Here is a 19,355-nt window from a genome sequence, read left to right as displayed (position 1 = left end):
TGTCCCTCGTCTGTCACCGAACGACAATGCCGTCGCCGCGCGCTTTGCCATCGAGATTCGCCGAGTCTCCCGACCGTAGCGCGCCTTCCGGGCCGGCCGACGACACCCTCCGAGCCTTGGAGCGCTGAGCAACTCATGACCAGCAGCCCAACCCATGCCCCGCCGCCACCTCCTCCCGACAACGGCCCTCGCCTCTCGCGCGAGGAGTTCGACTCCCTCTTCGACGCCGTACGAACGTGGGGCCGCTGGACGCCCGCCGACCGCGGCGCCTGGAACCGGGTCACCCCGGCCCACGTGCAGCGGGCCACCGCACTGGTCCGCAGCGGCACCACCGTCCCCATGGCCCTGCCCTGGAACACGACGCCCGGCCCGGACAACGGCAAGCCCGCCCTGCACTACATGTCCGACCTCGGCGACGTCGAGGCCCCGGAGCCCTCCTGCCACAAGGACTTCATCGCCGTCGACTACCACGGCAAGGGCGTCAGCCACCTCGACGCGCTCTCCCACATCGCCTACCGCGGGCGGCTCTACGACGGTCACACCGCCCGCGAGGTCGTCGACGCCGCCGGCGCCCGCTTCGGCGCGGTCTCCGCCCTGGGCCCCCTCGTCACCAAGGGCGTTCTGATCGACCTGCCCGCCGTGCACGGCACCGACTGGCTCGAGCCCGGCACCGCCGTGCACGCCGAGGACGTGCTCGCGGCGGAGAAGGCGCTCGGTGTGACGATCGGCGAGGGCGACGCGGTGCTGCTGCGCTCCGGTCACTTCCGGCGCCGTGCGGAACTCGGCGCCTGGAACCCCGACCACGCCAGTGCGGGCTTCCACGTGGACGCCGTACCCCTGCTGGCCGAGCGCGGGATCTCCCTGCTCGGCGGCGACGGCGACAGCGACGTACGCCCCTCCCCCGTCGAGGGACTGCACTCCCCCGTGCACGCCCTCACCATCACCGCCATGGGCGTACCGCTGCTGGACAACCTCGACCTGGAGGCGCTGTCCACCGCCTGCGCGAGGGAGGGCCGCTACGAGTTCCTGCTCGTCGTGACACCGCTGAACGTCCCCGGCGGCACGGGCTCGCCCGTCAACCCCGTCGCGGTGCTGTGATGGCGGCCTCCCGGCCGGCCGACGGCCGGTTCACCGTGGGTGTCAGCCGCGACTTCCTCGACGCGGACGGACGCAACGTATGGGGCGACATCCGGCTCGGTGAGCTGGACTCCGCGGGAATCGCCTGGCACTACCTGCCGCGTGACACCGACGAGCTGCTCGCGCCGGACATCGACGGCCTGGACGCCGTCCTGTTCGCCGCCCCCGCCGTCACCGCCCGCACGTTCACCGGCCTCAGCCGGCCGCCTCTTCTCTTCGCCCGCTTCGGCGTCGGCTACGACGCCGTCGACCTCGACGCCTGCTCACGCCACGGCGCCCTGGTCACCATCACCCCGGACGGCGCCCGGCGCCCCGTCTCCACCGCCGCCCTCACCATGCTGCTGGCCGTCCTGCACAACGTCACGGCCAAGGACCGGCTGGTGCGTCAGGGACGCTGGTCGGAGCGTGAGCAGTGGATGGGGCTCGGGCTCACCGGCCGCCGTATCGGCCTGCTCGGCCTGGGCAACACCGCCCGTGACCTGGTCGGGCTGCTGCGGCCGTTCGACACCGAGGTCATCGCCTACGACCCCTACTGCCCGCAGGAGACCGCCCGGGAACTCGGCGTACGTCTCGCCGACGCCGACACCGTGATGGCAGAGGCCGACGCGGTGATCGTGATGTGCGTGCTGACCGAGGAGACCCGCCACCTCGTCGACGCCCGGCGACTGTCCCTGATGAAGCCCTCGGCCGTACTGCTCAATGTCGCCCGCGGTCCGATCGTCGACGAGTCGGCGCTCATCGACGCGCTGTGTGCCGGTCGCCTCCGCGGTGCCGGACTGGACGTGTTCGAGACCGAACCGCCCGGCGCCGACAACCCGCTGCTCACCATGGACAACGTCGTCCTCAGTCCGCACAGCCTCGCGTGGACCGACGAGATGTCCGCCGGCAACGGCGGCAGCGCGGTCCGGGCCGTCCTGGACGTGGCCACCGGCCGGCTGCCGCGCTTCGTCGTCAACCGGGACGTGCTCGCTCACCCGTACCTCTCCGAACGGCTGGCCACGCTCGCGGCGGGCACGGACGAGCCCGCACGGGCGGGGGTCCGCTCGTGAACTCCCTTCCTGCACGGTCGGAGACGGTCGGCTTCGTCGGGCTCGGCGCGATGGGCCTTCCGATGGCGGGCCATCTCGCGAAGGCCGGCTTCGACGTCCTGGCCTGGAACCGAGGCCGCGCGCCACTCGACGCGGCCGTCGCCGCCGGCTGCCGGGCCGCCGGTCGTCCCGCCGAGGTCGCGGCCGGCGCCCGGACCGTCGTCACCATGCTCCCGGACCTGCCCCAGGTCCGTGCCGTGCTGGCCGGCCCGGACGGACTGCTCGCGGGCACGGACCCGGCCGCATCGGACCAGGCGATGAACACCCTCGTCGTGATGGGCACCGTCTCCCCCGTCGCCGTTCGCTCCCTGGCCGAGGAACTGCGTCCTCGCGGCGTCACCGTCCTCGACGCTCCCGTGAGCGGTGGGGTGACCGGGGCCCGCGACGCCACCCTGTCCATCATGGCGGGCGGGGCGCGGGACGCCGTCGAACGCGTCCGCCCGTACCTGACCGCCATGGGCTCGACCGTCCGCCGTATGGGCGACACGGGAGCCGGGTCGCTCGCCAAGGCGTGCAACCAACTCGTCGTCGCCGGGACCCTCGTCGCCCTCTCCGAGGCCGTCGTGCTCGGCGAGAGCGGTGGACTCGACCCGGCGACCCTTCTTCAGGTGCTGGCAGGCGGCCTCGCCTCCTCGGAGGTACTCACACAGAAGCGCCACCACCTCGCCGACAGCGACTTCACGCCCTCCGGCCCCGCCCGCTACCTCCACAAGGACCTCGGATTCGTCCTGGACAGCGCCACCGACACGCACGTGGAGCTGCCCCTGTCCACCACCGTCGCCCGCCTGTACGCGGCAGTCGACGACCGGGGGTTCGGCGACCTGGACAACAGCGTCGTCCTCCGCCTCCTGCGTGAAGGCAACGGGCCCGAGCTTCCCGGCCGCCCGCGTCACACCACCCCGAAGGACTGAGCAATGCAGACAGGAATCGTCGGCCTCGGACGCATGGGCGGCAACATGGCGGCCCGCTGGCGCGACCGCGGCCACGAGGTGATCGGCTACAGCCGCACCTCCCCGGACCGCGATGTGGACTCCCTCGAGCAACTGGTCGGCAAGCTCGCCGCCCCGCGCGTGGTGTGGCTGATGCTGCCCTCCGGCGACCCGACCCGCGAGGCGCTCCACCAGTTGGCAGGCCTGCTCTCCCCGGGCGATGTGATCGTCGAGGGCGGCAACTCCCGCTTCAGCGACGACGCCGAGCACGCCCGGCTGCTCGCCGAGCACGGCGTCGGCTACGTCGACTGCGGTGTCAGCGGCGGAGTCTGGGGCCGGGAGAACGGCTATGCCGTCATGTGCGGCGGCGCCGACGAGCACGTCCAGAGGGTGTGGCCGCTGCTGGAGTCGCTCGCACCGGAGGAGGACGGCATCTGCCACGCCGGCCCGGTGGGCGCGGGTCACTACGCCAAGATGGTCCACAACGGCATCGAGTACGGAATGATGCAGGCCCTCGCCGAGGGCTACGAGCTACTGGAGGCCAGCGAGTACGTTCCCGACGTGCCGAAGGTGCTCGCCTCCTGGCGGCACGGCACGGTCGTGAAGTCCTGGCTGCTCGACCTCCTCGTGCGCGCCCTGGAGCAGGACTCCGGCCTGACCGGTCTCTCGGGCCGGGTGGACGACTCCGGCGAGGGCCGCTGGACGGTCGAGGAGGCGGTACGGCTGGCGGTGTCCGCCCCCGCCATGACCGCCGCGCTCTTCGCCCGCTTCGCCTCCCGCAAGCCGGACGCCGCCCAGCTGAAGGCGCTCGCCGCGATGCGGCAGCAGTTCGGCGGACACGCCGTGCACGCGGTGCCGACCGTTGCGACGCGCTCGGCCTGACCCGGGGTCCGGCCACCACCGGACCGCCGTGTCCGATCAACCGGCCGCGGATCAGGGGGAGACTCGGGTGAACGGGTGGCGCCGGGGGACGACGGCACTGGTGGCCGGGGCGTTCTGCATCGAGAACCCGGACGCCGCGATCATCTCCACGGCCGCCCCCGACATGGCCACGTCCTTCGGGACGGTGCCCGAGGCTGTCGGCGTCACCCTGACCGCGTGTCCGGGGGCGCCAGCCGTCTTCATCCCCGTGAGCGGCTGGGCCGCGGAGCGCCGGGGCACCCGCCGCGTCTTCGCCCGGGCGATCGCGCTGTTCCCCGTCGCCTCGGCACGGTGCGCAGCGGCCGACGGCCTCACCGGGCCGGTGACACGGGGAGCCGCCGGGGGTGGGCATCGCCTTGGCCGCAGGGGCCCTGCGCGCGGCGGGACCCGCCTCTCCGTTCGGCCTGCTCGCCGTGGGGCCGGCGGCCTGTGCCGGGGAGACGCCGCGGCTGCGCCGGGACACGGGGGCGGCGGTCACTGCGACGGTCTCGCGTCGAGCGGCCGCCCTCCCGTCCCGTCGCGTCGGCCGGGCGGGTGGGGCCGGTGAGAACGCCGACGCCACCTGACCGTGACCGCTCCCGGACACCGGCGCCACGGACGCCGACGCTGTACGGAGAGCCCCCGCAGCATCTCGTAGCACCGCTCCACCAGGGGCCGGGCCCTGGCCGCTGTCCGGACGGCGGCCGGGTCCGGCGAGACGGTGCGATACGGACGGGCCCAGACGTCCGCGGGCAGGGCACAGAGGTGGGACACGGCGCCGAGCGCGCGCCGGCCGACGATCGCCGCGCCGAATCCGGAGCCGGCCGTGTCGTCCGTGATCTCCAACGGCGTCTCGAGTGCCGCCGCGACGGTCTCTGCCCACGGCGACGACCGAAGTGCTCCGCCCGTGGCGCGCACCGAGGTGATGGGCGCCCCGGCCGCGACCAGCGAGTCCCGTACCAGCGCCAGTTGCTGTCCCACGCCCTCGATCACGGCCCGGGTCGGATGGGTGCACGGGAGTGCCGGTCGGCCGGTGGAGTGCCGCCCCGTGCTCGGCCCGCAGCCGCCGGGCGATGTCCGCCGCACGGGTGTCGGCCAAGCTCAGGGCAGGGATCAGCGCAGGGATCAGCGGTTGGCCGGAGGCGTCGAGGGCGAGCAGTGTGTGGAGGGCCGCGCGGAAGGACAGCTCCTGCACGGTCGGCCCTCCTCGCGCGCACTGTTCGGCGCTCTCGCGCACCGCGTCGGCGACCACGGCCGGCTTTCGACGATCGGCACCGGCGGTACGCGCCGTCCACCGCGACCGCCTTGGTGGCGGTCGTGCCCGGGTCGACGCCGAGCACCACCTCGCCGACCTTGCGTAGGGCGGTCTCCGTTCCAACCCTGCGGACATCACGACGCCAACAGCATGTCGGACTCATGCCAATATGCTGTACGCCATAACCTTGCGACTTCCACACCTAGGCCAGTACCAGGAGGCTTCCCCTTCACCGGAGGCCAATATATTGTTTCTCGAACAGCATTTCGTTCAGGAGGTCAGGTGCCAGGAGATACAGAGGTCGGCGTGGCCGGACTCGGAGTCATGGGGTCCGCCATCGCCCGCCGGCTGCTCGGGTGCGGACGCGCGGTACGCGTCCACGACATCCGGCCGGAGGCCGTCGCCGAACTCGCCCGGGACGGGGCGGCCACGGCGCAGTCACCCGCGCTGCTCTCCCCGCTGGGCGCGGCGTCGGGCACGGTGATCCTCTCCCTCAATACCGCGGAGATCGTGGAGCAGGTGGCCTTCGGACCGGACGGGGTCCTGAGCAGGGCTCCGGACGGCGTGCTGGTGATCGACATGTCGAGCATCGACCCCGGACGCACCCGCGAGTTCGCCGGGCGTGCCGGGAAGCTCGGCGCCGGCTGGGTCGACGCCCCGCTGTCGGGAGGCGCACCGGGCGCCGAGCGCGGGGAGTTGACCCTGATGCTCGGCGGCGAGGAGGAACACGTCGCACGCGCGTTGCCCGTCCTCGGGGTCCTGGCCTCCCGCCTGACGCACCTCGGCCCGGCCGGTTCGGGTCAGCTGGTGAAGTCCGTCAACCAGGTCCTGGTCGGCTGCGGATTCGCCGCCCTCGCGGAGGCGGCCGCGCTGGTGCGGTCGGCCGGTCTGCCGCCCTCGCAGGTGCTCACCGCGCTCAGCGGAGGCAGGGCCGACTCCGCACTGCTGCAGGAGTTCTTCGTGAAGTTCGCCGAGGCCGACCTCTCCCCCACCGGGCGGATCAGCAACATGGTCAAGGACCTCGACGCCGCCCGCGACCACGCGCGCTCCGCGGGCGTGCCGCTGCCGGTCACGACCGCCGTCGCCGAACTGCACCGCTGGCTCACCGCGGCCGGTCACGGCGACGCCGACAACGCCGCTCTGATGCACTACTACGCTCCCCTGGAGGTACGGCCGTGAAGGCTCCCGCCCTGTTCGACCTCGCCGGCCGTCGGGCCCTGGTGACCGGTTCCAGCAAAGGCATCGGAGCCGCCCTCGCCACCGGGCTGGCCGAGGCGGGAGCCGAACTCGTCCTGAACGGCCGCGACGCCGGGGCACTGGAGCGGTCCCGGCGGAAACTGGCCGAGGAGACCGGGGCCAAGGTCCACACGGCGGCCTTCGACGTCACCGACGACAGCGCCGTACGCCGGGCGGTCCGGGAGATCGAGGACGGCGTCGGACCGCTGGACATCCTCGTCAACAACACAGGCGTGCAGCACCGCGAGCCGTTGCTGGAGGTCTCGGCGGAGAACTTCGAACGAGTGCTGCACACCAACCTCACGAGCGCCTTCCTGGTCGGCCGCACGGTGGCCGCCGGGATGGTCGAGCGCGGCCACGGCAAGATCGTCAACATCTGTTCCGTCCAGACCTGGCTGGCCAGGCCCGGCATCGCCGCCTACGCGGCCTCCAAGGGCGGCCTGGCGATGCTGACCCGCAGCATGTGCGCCGAGTGGGCCGGATCCGGACTGACCGTCAACGCGCTCGCCCCCGGCTATGTGGTCACCGAGCTGACCCGGCCCCTGGTGGACGACCCTGCCTTCGACTCGTGGATCCGGGGCCGCACCCCGGCCGGCCGCTGGGCCTCGGTCGAGGACCTGGTCGGCACGCTGGTGTGGCTCGCGGCGCCGGCGTCGGACTTCGTCAACGGCCAGGTGATCGCCGTCGACGGCGGGCTGACCGCGGTCGTCTGACCCACCGCCGCCGACCTCCACCCACGGCACGCAACCGAAGCAGCCGAAGCGTTCGGCAGAGAGCAGGACGAGGACATGAACTCAGGGACGATGCGGGCCGTGGTGGCGCACGGCGCGGGCGACCTGCGCCTGGAGGAGCGCCCGGTGCCGGTACCCGGCCCGGGCGAGGTCGCGGTCGACATCCGCTACGGCGGCATCTGCGGCTCCGACCTGCACTACTGGCGTCACGGAGCGGTCGGCGAGTTCCGGCTTCGCGAACCGCTGGTGCTGGGCCACGAGATCGTGGGCCGGATTCGCGAGGCGGGCCCCGGCACCCCGGCGCCGCCGCCGGGGACACCGGTCGCCGTGCACCCGCTGGCGTCGTGCGGCCGGTGCCGGCAGTGCGTCGCCGGGAGGCGCAACACCTGCCTGGACGCCGGCTACCTCGGCAGCGCCGCCCGCGATCCCCATGTGCAGGGCGGCTTCGCCGACGTGCTCGTGGTGCCCGCCGAGCGGGTGCTCGCGCTGCCCGAGGGCCTGGACCTGAGGCTGGCCTCGGTGGCCGAGCCGGCCGCGGTCGCCTGGCACGCCGTACGGCAGGCCGGCGATGTACGGGGGAAGCGGGTGCTGGTCACCGGCGCGGGACCCATCGGCTGCCTGGTCGTCGCGGCGCTGAGAGCCGCGGGCGCGGCCGAGATCACCGTGACCGACGTGCACGAGGCGCCGCTGGCCGTCGCCAGGCAGGTGGGCGCCACGTCGACCGTACGGGTAGGCTCCGGCGCCGACGGGCTGGACGAACTCGCCGCGGACATCGCGATCGAGTCCTCAGGCAACCCGGCGGGACTGCGTACCTGCGTGTACGGAGTCGACCGCGGCGGCCTCGTCGTGGGTCTCGGCCTGCTGCCGCCCGGGGACACTCCGGTGGCCGCCAACGCGCTGATCACCCGGGAACTGCGCCTCGTCGGCTCTTTCCGCTTCGACGGCGAGCTCACCGAGGTTCTCGGTGCAGTGGCCGACGGCCGCCTCCCGGTCGAGCCGGTAGTCACCTCCGTCCTCCCGGTGGCCCACACGCAGGAGGCGTTCGAGCTGGCGGCGGACCCTGCCCGCTCGTGCAAGGTGCTGCTGGACTTCGGCGAGGAGGGAACGGCCGGACGCGGAATCCGATCCACGTAGCACCTGTCCCACCACCAGCCCCGATCCCTCACGCTCAACGGAGTCGAACATGTCCGGCACACCCTCCCGCCGCCCCCGTGTGGCGGTCAGCCGCACCGGCCTGCCGGGGGACGGCGTCGAGCGCCTCGCCGCCCGCTTCGACGTCACCTCCTGGCCAAGAACCGCACCGCCGACGCCCGCCGAGCTGGCCGGGCTGGTCCGGGGCTGCGAGGGCCTGCTCGTTCTCGGCAGCGACCGCGTCGATGCCGCGCTGCTCGACGCGGCCGGGCCCGACCTGCGTGTCGTCGCCCTCGCGTCCATGGGCTACGACGGCGTCGACGTGGCGGCCGCAGTGGAGCGCGGCGTCGTCATCACCCACACCCCCGACGTGCTCGCGGAGACCACCGCCGACGTGGCGATGGCGCTGATCCTCATGGCCCGGCGCCGCCTGCCCGCCAGCATGGACGCGCTGCGCCGCGGCGCGTGGGGCGCCTTCCGCATGGACTCCTTCCTCGGCCTCGACGTCCAGGGGGCGACGCTCGGGTTGATCGGCTACGGCCAGATCGCCCGCGCCGTCGCCCGCAGGGCCGCCGGGTTCGGCATGCGCGTGCGGCACCACCATCCGCGACGCAAGGAGGACGACGAGCTGTCCCGCTGGGTGCCGTTCGACGAACTGCTGCGCACCAGCGACGTGGTGTCCGTGCACACCCCGCTGACGCGGGAGACCCAGGGCATGATCGGTGCCACCGAACTCGCCCGGATGAAACCGACCGCGACACTGGTCAACACCGGACGCGGCGGAGTCGTGGACGAAGAGGCGCTGCTGGCGGCGCTGCGCCGCGGTGAGCTGCACTCGGCAGGTCTGGACGTGATGACCGGCGAGCCTCGTACGAGCCCTTCCGACCCGCTGTTCAACGAGCCTCACCTGGTGGTCCTGCCGCACGTCGGCTCGGCGACGGAGACAACCCGCGCCGCCATGGTCGAACTCGCCGCCCGCAATGTCGAGGCGATCCTGGACGGACGCTGTGCCCCTACCCCGGTCCCAGGCACCTCGGGGCTGCCCGGGCGACCTCCCCGCGGGGCTGACGGGACGCGTCCCTGACGGCGGTTCAGCCGCATACGGACGCCGTCTTCGTTCTTCCAGAGCCCGAAGTCAGTAGCCTGGAGCCATCGTTGTGCCATGCTGCGCAACCGTCCCGACGACTTGCCTCACCGCATGGACGGCGAGTGAACCCGCCCCAGGCCGACCGCGGGTCAGACGGCGCCTCTGTGGGGACACTCTGTGGGGGCACTACCGAGGTCCGTGCCGACGCAGCTGACGGCAGGGAGGACGGCTTCGCTCCAGCGGGTGGCACGGGTACTGGCCGCTGCCCGACCCAAACCTGCGCGCCTCCGGGCGTTCGAAGGCCTCGGCGCGCGGGCGCCTGCGATTACCGCCAGGATCGCTGCGAGTTCACTCACGGGCAGGGGGAACAGCAGTGGCGGGTACGTACGAGTGGCCGCGGGGGGCGAGCGGCGCGGACTCCGTAGCTCTGGAAACGTGGCTCGGCCAGCACGGCTGGGAGGTCGACCCGACGGTGTTCATGGCCGGCGCGCGGGGCCCGGCGGTCCAGGTGCGCCGGATGGGCACGGACTGGGAGGACGGAGAGGCGGGCCTGCTGATCCTGCCGGGCGAGATCGTCGCGTACGACGGCGACCGAATACGGGTCGCTTCCCGGCCGGTCGAAACAGCCGACGCCGTCTCGCAGGCCCGGCGTCGTACATGCGGCCGGCCCCCTCAACATGGCTGAGGGGGCCGGTGCGTTGTAGCGCGGGCGGGATTTGAACCACGCGACCTCTGGGTTATGAGCCCAGCGAGCTACCGAGCTGCTCCACCGCGCGTCGGTACGCCCAGTCTACGCCACGCGGACCGGCTGGGCAGGGATTTACCCGGGAGGGGTGTAGGTTCCGGGTCTCCGTTAGCAGTGTCGGTCGATCTCTAGCAGTCGGCTAGCAACCTTCCGGGACGCGTTAGCACCGTCTGCGGTCGGTGGCGGTCAGTCCCGGGAACTTCTCGGTCATCCGGCCTCTTGGTCCTGGGCGGCTTCCTACGGTCAGCTCATGGTCACCAAGCGTACAAGCGTGAGGGCTGGCAGTCAGGAGTCTGCGACGGCTTCGATCCGGTACGAGGACGACTCGGTCCGCAGCGTCGAGTTCGAGCAGCTCCGCCGGGGCAGTTTCGACGGATCCGTGCCGTGGCGGCAGGTCAGGTCGGCGAAGGGTCACAAGCATCATCCCGGGGAGTACGCGTCGGCGACGACGCGTGGGCTGGTGGTCTATGAGAGCCGTCTGGAGCTGGCTCGGCTGCTGCTGGCGGACTTCGACCCACAGGTGGTCGGGATTCTTGCCCAGCCGTGCCGTCTGCGGGCGCGGGTGGGTGGGCGGTGGCGGCTGCACGTGCCGGACTTCCTGCTGGTGCTGGGGGACGGCAACGTGCGCGTGGTCAACGTGAAGCCGGCCGACCGCCTTCTTGATCCGGAGATCGCGGAGGCCCTGGCCTGGCCCGGGGACCTGGTGGAGGGCCACGGCTGGCAGTACGAGATCTGGTCGGGGGCGGATCCGGTGCTGTTGGCCAACGTGCGGTTCCTGGCCGCCTACCGGCGGGCCGGAGTTGTGCCTGACGAGGACATCGCGCAGGCCTGGGAGGTGGTGCAGGACGGGGATCCCCTCACGGTCGCCGAACGGCGCCTGGCGGCTGGCAGGCCGGTCGAGGACGTGCGGCCCGCCGTCCTCGCGCTGGTGTGGTCGGGGCGGCTCTCGGTCGACCTGAGCCGCCCGATCGACGGTGACTCGGTGCTGCGGAGGGCGGCATGAGCAACTGGGCGGTTCCGTTGCGGGCGGGACTCGCCCTGAGTTTCCAGGGTGAGCCGTTCACGGTGTCCGAGGTGCGAGGCCGCGAGGTCCTGCTCCAGCAGTCCGGGCCCGGCGGGGTGCGGTGGAGGCTGGTCGACGTGGCCGGTCTGCTGGCGGACCCGACTACCCAGCTGCTGGGCGAGTTGCCGAACGAGGAGGAGTCCACGGCCATCGCCCTCGGGCTGCTTGACCAGGCCGAGGAGGACGAGGTCACCCAGCGCTTCCAGCACGTCCAGGAAGTCCTCTGCGGCTACCGGCTGGGGTCGCAGGAGCTGGCACAGGAGGGCGAGCCGCGGCCGGAGTACGCCCCGGGCGTCCCGCTGATGCATCGCTACCTTGCCAAGGCCCGCGAGTTGGGGGTCGGCGAGAGCACCGTCCGGCTGTGGGTCACGCAGGTGAAGAAGTCCGGTCCGGCGGGCCTGGTCCGCGCGAGCAAGCTGCGTCGGAACGCGCAGGACAGGGTGGATCACCGCTGGCTGGAGAGCGCCCGGACGGTCCTGGACAGCTACACGAATGCCAGCCGGCCGGTCCGCGGGCTGATTCTCTTGGAGATCGAGGAGCGTGTCGCGGCCGAGTACGGCCGGGGCACGGTGAAGATACCCGCCCAGTCGACCGGTTACGAGGTGCTGCGCGAGCTGGACGCGGGGACGAATGCGTTCACGGGCAGCACCAAGGGGAAGCGGTCGATCGCGAACCGTCCGCAGACCGTCTACGGCCGCCTGCGGGCGACCCGGCCGGGTGAGTACGTGCTGCTGGACACCACCCGGCTGGACGTGTTCGCGATGGAGCCGGTGACCTGCCGCTGGGTGCAGTGCGAGCTGACGGTGGCGATGGACCTCTACAGCCGGTGCATCACCGGGCTGCGGCTCACGCCGGTGTCGACGAAGGCCGTGGATGTCGCCGCGGTGCTCTTCGAGACGGTGCGGACGCGCCCAGAGTTGTTGCCGGGAAGGAACCTGCCCCGGCTTGGCGTCCCGTCCACGGTGGTCGTCCCTGCGGAGAAGCTGGTCGACGCGGTGGGCAGGCCGCTGCTTCCGTCGGTTGCGGCTGAGACGGTGGTCTACGACCACGGGAAGATCTACCTGTCCAACCACGTCCGCAGCGTCTGCGCCCGGTTCGAGATCTCGTTGCAGCCGGCCCGACCGCTGACGCCGACGGACAAGGCGCCGATCGAGCGCTGGTTCAAGACCTTGAACCAGGGCCTGCTGGCGGCTCTGCCGGGCTACAAGGGCCCTGATGTCCACAGCCGCGGCCAGTCGGTGGAGGACTTCGCGTTCTTCTTCATCGACGAGCTGGAGATGATCATCCGGGAGTGGATCGACCTGACCTATCACCGGCGCCGCCACAGGGGTCTGGTGATCCCGGAGGTCCCGGGCCTGAAGCTGAGCCCGCTGGACATGTTCGACCACGGCGTCGCCCGGGCGGGCAACCTGCGGATCCCGGCACGGCCGAACTTCGCCCTGCACTTCCTCGAGCAGGCCTGGTGCACCATCCAGCACTACGGGGTGGAGCTGGAGGGGATGCGCTACAACGGAAGCGGCTTGGACGGGCTGAGGGAGGCCAAGAGCCCCTACACCGGGGTTCATGAGGGCAAGTGGCCGGTCTCCGTGGACCCGGACAACATCCGGCAGGTCTACTTCCAGCGGCCCGACCACTCCTGGCACGCCCTCCAGTGGGAGCACGCTCCCGCACTGGACGGGCCGGTGAGCCGCGAGGCCATGCGCTACGCGCGCAAACTCGCGCTCACGACGCATCGCTTCCCTGACCCGAAGCGGGCCCTGGTCGAGCTCTTGGAGCGTTGGGGAGTGGGCCTGACCGGGAACCGGGCCGAACGGCGGATGGCCGTGCGTCTGTCGGAGGACCGCCTCTGCCTGGTCGGCCCCGACGAGGTCGAGGACACGGAGGACCCGCTGCGGCTTCCGACGCTCAGGGCGATCGCCGCCCTGGAAGCGGCCCCCGCTGCTGCCGAAGCCGCCGATGACCTCGGCGGGGACGACGACGAGGACGAGGACCTGGAGGCCGCCTTCCCGGGTGAGACCAACGAGTTCATCGACGAGGACGACTACTACGCCGACACGTGGGAGAGCCGGTGAGCGCGATCAGCGGCACGGTGTTCGAGGGAGATGATCGCCAGTACGCGTTGACGCGCCTGTCCGGCTGGCTCGAGCTGGTCTTCGGGCCGGAACGGGTCCAGCCGCCCCGGCTGACGCGCCGGCAGATGGGCGAACTGCCCGAGCTGGAGCTGAGGCGCTACCAGGACCTGCGGGCCGTCTGGCATGCGAACCTCGGCCCGATCAAGACTCCGCAGATGATCGCCCTGCATGAAGCCCTCACCGAGATCGTGGACTCGAACCGGCAGGACGGCGACAAGGCCAAGCCCGCGGCCCTGCTCGACGCATACCCCGGCATCGGGAAGAGCACGGCGATTCGTGAACACGCGCGGGACTTCCATCGCGAGCAGGTTCGTCTGCACGGGCAGACCACGCCGGAGGGCCACAGGAGAGTCCCGGTCGTCTACGTCAACCTGACCGGCAACACGCAGATCCGCGGTCTGAACGCGTCGATCTGCCGGTTCTACGGCCTGCCGACCAGCGGCGACGCGGACACCCTCGCTGAGCGCGCGGTCGACGCGGTCCTGAGCATGAGGACCGCGGTCTTCGTCATCGATGATGTGCACTTCCTGGCCCCGGGGAAGTCCTCGGCGGTGCGGATGGCCAACCATCTGAAGTTCCTGTCGAACGTGTTCCCCGTCACCCTGCTTTACGTCGGGGTCGGCGTCGCCGACCGCGGGATCCTGCGTGAGGGCCTGTCGCCGCAGCAGGCCCTGCTCGCGCAGTTCGGCCGCCGCACCACCGCACTGACCCTGCGTCCTTTCCAGATCGACGACGACCAGGGGCGCAAGCAGTGGCGGGTTCTGCTGAAGACCATCGAGAAGAAGATCGTCCTGGCCGAGAAGCACCCGGGGATGCTCGTCGACCTGGCCGACTACCTGTTCGCCCGCACGACCGGACACTTCGCGTCGCTGATGGCGCTGGTCAACCGGTCCTGCCTGCGAGCCGTCCGCTGGGGCGAGGAGAAGCTCGACAAGGATCTGATCGACACGGTGAAGAACGACGCCGCCGCCGAGGAAGCACGCCGCGAACTCGAAGCGGCGATCGAGGCCGGTCTCCTCAGCGCCCGCCCGGGAGGCCCGGTTCGCAAGCGGCGGTCGGCATGACCTGGGCCACCGACCGCTTGCCAATCGTTCTGCCCCCGCTGCCCGGAGAGTCCCTGGACAGCTGGATCGAGGCTTATGCCCGCCGGCTGCGAACGTCCTCCACCGGCCTTTTGCGATTCCTCGGCCTTCCTGGCATCGCGGCGAGGCGCTTGGTCTTCCGCCTGGAGGAAGGGGACCTGAAGGCGCTTGCGCGGCTGGCCGACGCCGACGCGTCCGAACTCGACCGGATGACTTTGCGGTCCGTCGCGCGATCCGACCTGCTGCCGCAGCTCCCGCAGAGCGGGGATGAGACGGCCCCCGTCTGGCGTCACCTCGGGCGCCACAGCCGCTTCTGCCCCCACTGCCTGGCCGATAACGGGGGCCGCTGGCCACTGGCTTGGCGGCTGCCGTTCTCATTCGCCTGCCAACAGCACCAGTGCCTGCTGGTCGACCACTGTCCTGGCTGCCGGGACAGGCCACAGCTGTTCACCAATCAACAGCTCGGCCGCAGCACCAGCGGCGCCCACTGCATGCGTCTGGTCCTGCGCGACGGACGCAAGACGGCCTGCCGACACGACCTCACCCAGACGCCGGCACAACCGTTGCCACCAGACGGAACAGCCCTCGCCAGCCAGCAGCACCTGGGCGCGCTCGTCCAGACAGGGTCTCCTGCTCTGCACCATCTGTACTTCCTCAGCCGAAGATGCCTGCGCAGCCTGATGCTCAGCCCCCGAACGGAGCCCGAGGCCGTCAGGCTCGCACTGCGCGAATGCAACGGAGGGCTTCTGCCCGACAGCCCGCACGACCTGGCCGACGCCGGCCGGCTCGCGATCGGCACCACCCTCGCGATCTGGGCCTCGGACACCGCTTCGACTACCGGGAAGGCCGTGTTCGAGTGGCTCATACGAACCGACCAAGCCCACCGCCTGAACGTCTCTGCCACCAATCTGTCCATCGATCAGCGCCTCCTTTCCTGGGGACGTGCCAGCCCCGAGATCGTCAGCCGCGTGATCGCCGACGCGGACCAGGACCTGCCCCTGGACACGCGGCTTCGCTACCGGTCTGCGGCCCATCCCCGCAGGCCAGACCTCACGGATGCCGACATCCGGAAACGGGCGGACAAGATCCCGGCAGCCCTATGGCCTTCGTGGACTCTCCGCCTTCTCCCCAACACCCGCATCGACCCGCGAACCGTCGACGGCTTCAGGCGAGGCTGCCGCAGCAAGCTGCTGCTTGCAGGCGCCAAGTCACAGCACCACCCTTGGGCCCAGCCCTCCAACCGGTTGATCATCAAGATGGCGTTTCGACGCGTGATCGCCTCGCCCGAGCACGAGACCGCCATCGTCAGCTGCCTCACCCAGCTCGCCAGTCACCTCGACGATGAAGGCTCCCCGATCGACTACGGCAGACGACGCCACTTGTTCACGTCCGAGAGCATCACGCTCAACCTCGACGAGTACACGCAGCTCTGCCGCCGGCAGGGCTGGGCCCGTGGTGGAACAGGGCGAATCCACATGCTCAGGTGGATGCTTCTGAGTTTCCTCCTCGGCACCCACGCGGACCTGCCTCCGCGGAACATCCACGCCCGTGACGAGTTTCGCTACCAAGTCCCGCCGCTGATGCGCGGGTTCCTGCTGGAGCAGGCGGCCACAAACCTCGCTGCCCACCGGATCGACGAACCCGTGCTCTGGGAGCCCCCCACCGAATGGTGCGACTGGACCGACTGGCCTGGGGCTGCCCCCGAACAGATTTCCGACAGCGACTTCGACACCTTGATCGCCGACCGGACCTCGGCCGAGGAGACGGCCGCCGCCCTCGGACTGACCACAGAGCACGTCCGGCTCTACTGCGACGCCACCGGCACCACCCAGCCTCCACCCCGTGCCGCTTCCCCCGGCCTTGGTCGGCGTCGGCCTCGACGCGGCATGCTCGACCCGGGTTTCCTCCGCACCGCCCACTCCAGCGGAACTCTCAACCAGAGCCTGATCGCCCGCACCGCCGACTGCAGCCTCTCAACCGTCCAAAACGCCCTGGAAGAAGCCGGGATCCCCGCCACACCACGCCCCGAACCGCTCAGCCTTCGCATCACCCGCGAGGAACTCGAACAGGCCTACCTGCACCGACGCCTCAGCATCCCCGACATCGCCGAACAGTTCGGTCTCGACAGGCACCGCCTCAACCTGCTGGCCAAGAAGTGGGGCATCGAGATCCGCCCGAACAGCGCAACCAGCAACCCGTTCGCGCTCCTGCCGGACGCACCGGCCCTGTCCGCGTCGATGGCGGCCATAAGCAACGTCCGCAACTGCGTCGAACGCCTCAGACGCCTGGTCCGACTGCCCGGCCAACGGAACCTCTGCGCGGCCGCCAGGAGCCTCGGAACGCTACCGGCGACGCTCACGCATCAGCTCCATGCCTTGGAGAAGGCCGCAGGCATTCAGCTGATCGAACGGACCAGCCCCCTCGCAGCCACTCCCGCGGGCACCGCTCTCGTCCACGAAGCCGAGCATCTGCTCAACCTCTTGGACGCAGCGCAATCCTCCGTCACCTGACCGGCGGCTCGACCAGCATCGCGACGCGGTCCGCCTCGACGGCGAACGCGCCCCGGACCCAACTTCGGTCACTGCCAGGTCGTTTATGAGAGTGGCTGACCTTTTCAACGTAAGGTCAGTGCCGACGTGGGATTGCCGAAGCCCTGGTTCGGGCACCGAGGAGCCGTCGATGCTGGACCAGGGTTTGCAACGCGCCGCACGCTTGGCTGGTTACGAGACCGTGAGCACTCAGCTCTCGTTGCTGAGCGACTACCGGCTCGGGGAGGTAGTGGCAGCCGCTACCCCGCTCGGGTCAGGCATCGGCGGCAGGTCGGCAGAGCTGGACGTCAACGGAACCCGCGTCTTCGTCAAGCGGATCCCTTTGACGGACATCGAATTGCGCCCGGAGAACGTGCGGTCGACGGCGAACGTCTTCGAGCTGCCGATGTTCTACCAGTACGGGGTGGGATCAGCCGGGTTCGGTGCCTGGCGGGAGCTCGCCGTGCACACCATGACCACGAACTGGGTTCTCGGCGACGAGTATGCGGGATTCCCGTTGATGTATCACTGGCGGGTTCTGCCTGACTCTCCTCCCGAGGGATTCACCGACGCGTTCGATGGCCTGGAAGGGGCCGTTGCCCACTGGGAGGGATCACCCGCGGTTCGTGACCGGCTGGAGGCCATCAGCCAGTCCTCGTGCAGCCTGGTGGTCTTCCTGGAGCACGTGCCGCACACACTCGCCGGATGGCTGGCTGACCACCGCGAAACCGCCATGCCGGATGGCGGGGACGGCTCGCCCTACCGCTGGGTGGAGGAAGCTCTGATGGACGGAGCTGACTTCATGAGTTCTCGCGGACTTGTCCACTTCGATGCTCACTTCGCCAACATCCTGACCGACGGCCGCCAGCTCTACTTCGCCGACTTCGGACTTGCCCTGAGCTCCCGCTTCGACCTTACGGCGGACGAGTCCGACTTTCTCGCGGACCACCTCTCCTACGACCGCTGCTACACCGCGAGCCACCTGCTCCAATACCACTTGCTCGACGGCGTGCGCGGTGACACGGAACGCGAAGTCTTCCTGCACGACTGGATCGCGGGCCAGCGACCTGGCGACATCCCGCCCGAGATCACCGCCATCATCGACCGGCACGCACGCCCTACCGTCGTCGTGGACTCCTTCTTCCGCCACCTGATCAGCGAGAGCAAGCAGACGCCGTTCCCGTCCGCCGAGATCGAGCGGCAATTGGGCGCTGGCGCCACAACCCAGAGCTGATCCACACCCTCGCTGGCCCCCAGCCCCACCACCACGACTGTCCGGCCGCCACCCGCAACAGCGGGATGCCAGGATGTCCGGGTGGTCAGCGCTGAAGAGTGGATTCGAATCCGTCGCGGCCTGCGGTTCGGGCAAAGGTTCCGAGGGACGGTGACGGCAGTCCCGAGGCCGGGTGCGATCGGGATCTTCGTCGACATCGGTCTTCCGGTCGGAGGGTTCGTCGATGTTCTGCTTCTGCCGACGGTCGCAGAACGCTGGCCAGGCAAAGGAACCGAGGCCGAATTCGAGGTCTGGTGGGCCGATCAGCGACAGCAAGTGCGACTCAAGCCAGTTGACCCGCAGTTCCTGCGTGACGACTTCGCCCACTGGCAGGCGGACTGGCGGCCCGGCTGGCCAGAAGACGTGCCGGTGGACAAGGCATGGGTCGATGCGGCGGCGACGTATCTACGGGGAACTGGCGTGATCGAGGAGACACTGCGCTCAGCAGGCTGGCGGCCGGGACGGCACATCTCGACGGACCACTGGCGCAAGACGCTCGAGAAGACCGGCCTGGTCCGCATGCACGATGCCGCTGAAGCCTTCTTGGCGGAGTTCGGTGGCCTGGACATCCAGATCAGCGGCCCCGGGATCACCTGCGCCAAGACCCCCTTCAACTTCGACCCGGACAACCTGATCGGCGAGGAAGACCGCTTCGCCGACTGGAGTCATACCATCGGACGCGCCATCTTCCCCCTCGGCGAACTCGATGAGGGCAGATTCTTCCTCGGCATCGACGAGAACAGCGAGATCTACCTGGTCGAGACCTGGCTGGCTACGTTCGGCTCTGCCCAGGACGCGCTGGAGAAGCTCATCCTGGGCATCGCCCCGGAGCGGATCGAGACTGCCGACTGAACAGCCCCAACCGGACCGGACTCCACTCCGACGATGCTTCCCGGCGGGCCACCCGATTGCTAAAGATCAGCCGATCGACACATTGCTAACGCCACGCGGAATCCACAGTCTCAGCAGGACCTCCTGCTAACGAAGCGGCCGAACCTACAAGGGGCGGGAATCGGGGTGCGCGCGAGGCGACCAAAT

General features: G+C 70.5%; 17 protein-coding genes and 1 tRNA gene. 15 read left to right on the top strand and 3 right to left on the bottom strand.

The features are described from left to right. Window positions 1-135 precede the first annotated feature (135 nt). Genes AQJ64_RS16485 through gnd form a run of 4 tightly spaced genes read left to right on the top strand, consistent with a single transcriptional unit; the run spans window position 136 to window position 4,036 of the window. A complete protein-coding gene (locus AQJ64_RS16485; RefSeq protein ID WP_055635944.1) occupies window positions 136-1,098 on the top strand; it encodes a cyclase family protein in 963 nt (320 codons plus the stop codon). Beyond that, on the top strand, window positions 1,098-2,186 hold the full coding sequence (locus tag AQJ64_RS16480) for an NAD(P)-dependent oxidoreductase (RefSeq protein WP_055635945.1): 1,089 nt from the start codon (window positions 1,098-1,100) through the stop codon (window positions 2,184-2,186). The genes AQJ64_RS16485 and AQJ64_RS16480 overlap by 1 nt, the downstream gene beginning before the upstream one ends. Then, window positions 2,183-3,136 (top strand): NAD(P)-dependent oxidoreductase, encoded by a 954-nt coding sequence (locus tag AQJ64_RS16475; protein WP_055635946.1) that lies wholly within the window; start codon window positions 2,183-2,185, stop codon window positions 3,134-3,136. Before AQJ64_RS16480 ends, AQJ64_RS16475 begins: the two co-directional genes overlap by 4 nt. 3 nt (window positions 3,137-3,139) lie before the next feature. Continuing rightward, window positions 3,140-4,036, top strand: coding sequence for a phosphogluconate dehydrogenase (NAD(+)-dependent, decarboxylating) (gene gnd / locus AQJ64_RS16470; RefSeq protein ID WP_055635947.1), 897 nt, complete (start codon window positions 3,140-3,142; stop codon window positions 4,034-4,036). Between the two features lie 51 nt (window positions 4,037-4,087). On the opposite strand, the gene AQJ64_RS16465 is transcribed toward gnd, so the two are convergent. Then, the gene (locus tag AQJ64_RS16465) at window positions 4,088-4,243 is read right to left on the bottom strand and encodes a hypothetical protein (protein WP_157881022.1); all 156 of its coding nucleotides are present in this window, start codon (window positions 4,241-4,243) and stop codon (window positions 4,088-4,090) included. A 306-nt stretch (window positions 4,244-4,549) separates the two neighbouring features. Further along, window positions 4,550-5,140, bottom strand: a complete 591-nt coding sequence (locus AQJ64_RS50820) for an FGGY-family carbohydrate kinase (protein WP_420876546.1) — start codon at window positions 5,138-5,140, stop codon at window positions 4,550-4,552. A gap of 475 nt (window positions 5,141-5,615) precedes the next feature. Between AQJ64_RS50820 and AQJ64_RS16455 the strand changes: the two genes are divergently transcribed. From AQJ64_RS16455 to AQJ64_RS16435, 5 genes are all read left to right on the top strand, one after another. Next, the gene (locus AQJ64_RS16455) at window positions 5,616-6,488 is read left to right on the top strand and encodes an NAD(P)-dependent oxidoreductase (RefSeq protein ID WP_240512757.1); all 873 of its coding nucleotides are present in this window, start codon (window positions 5,616-5,618) and stop codon (window positions 6,486-6,488) included. Continuing rightward, the gene (locus AQJ64_RS16450; protein ID WP_055635951.1) at window positions 6,485-7,258 is read left to right on the top strand and encodes an SDR family oxidoreductase; all 774 of its coding nucleotides are present in this window, start codon (window positions 6,485-6,487) and stop codon (window positions 7,256-7,258) included. The genes AQJ64_RS16455 and AQJ64_RS16450 overlap by 4 nt, the downstream gene beginning before the upstream one ends. Window positions 7,259-7,333: 75 nt before the next feature. After that, complete coding sequence (locus tag AQJ64_RS16445) at window positions 7,334-8,410, top strand: L-idonate 5-dehydrogenase (RefSeq protein ID WP_055635952.1); 1,077 nt, start codon at window positions 7,334-7,336, stop codon at window positions 8,408-8,410. Window positions 8,411-8,459: 49 nt separating this feature from the next. After that, window positions 8,460-9,491, top strand: a complete 1,032-nt coding sequence (locus AQJ64_RS16440; protein WP_055635953.1) for a 2-hydroxyacid dehydrogenase — start codon at window positions 8,460-8,462, stop codon at window positions 9,489-9,491. Window positions 9,492-9,867: 376 nt separating this feature from the next. Further along, entirely contained in the window at window positions 9,868-10,179 is a 312-nt protein-coding gene (locus AQJ64_RS16435; RefSeq protein ID WP_055635954.1) for a hypothetical protein, read from the top strand. Between the two features lie 16 nt (window positions 10,180-10,195). On the opposite strand, the gene AQJ64_RS16430 is transcribed toward AQJ64_RS16435, so the two are convergent. Next, window positions 10,196-10,270, bottom strand: a tRNA-Met gene (locus AQJ64_RS16430). Between the two features lie 240 nt (window positions 10,271-10,510). Between AQJ64_RS16430 and AQJ64_RS16425 the strand changes: the two genes are divergently transcribed. The 6 genes from AQJ64_RS16425 to AQJ64_RS45830 all read left to right on the top strand — a co-directional run bounded on the left by AQJ64_RS16425 (window position 10,511) and on the right by AQJ64_RS45830 (window position 19,169). After that, the gene (locus tag AQJ64_RS16425) at window positions 10,511-11,242 is read left to right on the top strand and encodes a TnsA-like heteromeric transposase endonuclease subunit (protein WP_240512758.1); all 732 of its coding nucleotides are present in this window, start codon (window positions 10,511-10,513) and stop codon (window positions 11,240-11,242) included. Continuing rightward, window positions 11,239-13,374 (top strand): DDE-type integrase/transposase/recombinase, encoded by a 2,136-nt coding sequence (locus tag AQJ64_RS16420; RefSeq protein ID WP_055635956.1) that lies wholly within the window; start codon window positions 11,239-11,241, stop codon window positions 13,372-13,374. The genes AQJ64_RS16425 and AQJ64_RS16420 overlap by 4 nt, the downstream gene beginning before the upstream one ends. Further along, window positions 13,371-14,498: an AAA family ATPase gene (locus AQJ64_RS16415; RefSeq protein WP_055635982.1), complete on the top strand. Its 1,128-nt coding sequence runs from the start codon at window positions 13,371-13,373 to the stop codon at window positions 14,496-14,498. The genes AQJ64_RS16420 and AQJ64_RS16415 overlap by 4 nt, the downstream gene beginning before the upstream one ends. Beyond that, window positions 14,495-17,026, top strand: a complete 2,532-nt coding sequence (locus tag AQJ64_RS16410; RefSeq protein WP_055635957.1) for a TniQ family protein — start codon at window positions 14,495-14,497, stop codon at window positions 17,024-17,026. The genes AQJ64_RS16415 and AQJ64_RS16410 overlap by 4 nt, the downstream gene beginning before the upstream one ends. A gap of 169 nt (window positions 17,027-17,195) precedes the next feature. Beyond that, window positions 17,196-18,278: a protein kinase family protein gene (locus AQJ64_RS16405; protein WP_055635958.1), complete on the top strand. Its 1,083-nt coding sequence runs from the start codon at window positions 17,196-17,198 to the stop codon at window positions 18,276-18,278. A 150-nt stretch (window positions 18,279-18,428) separates the two neighbouring features. Then, the gene (locus AQJ64_RS45830; RefSeq protein WP_206189781.1) at window positions 18,429-19,169 is read left to right on the top strand and encodes an SUKH-3 domain-containing protein; all 741 of its coding nucleotides are present in this window, start codon (window positions 18,429-18,431) and stop codon (window positions 19,167-19,169) included. Window positions 19,170-19,355: the final 186 nt, after the last annotated feature.

The sequence above is a fragment of the Streptomyces griseoruber genome (assembly GCF_001514205.1).
GTDB lineage: Bacteria > Actinomycetota > Actinomycetes > Streptomycetales > Streptomycetaceae > Streptomyces > Streptomyces griseoruber.
This window is presented reverse-complemented; position numbering and strand designations above follow the sequence as displayed.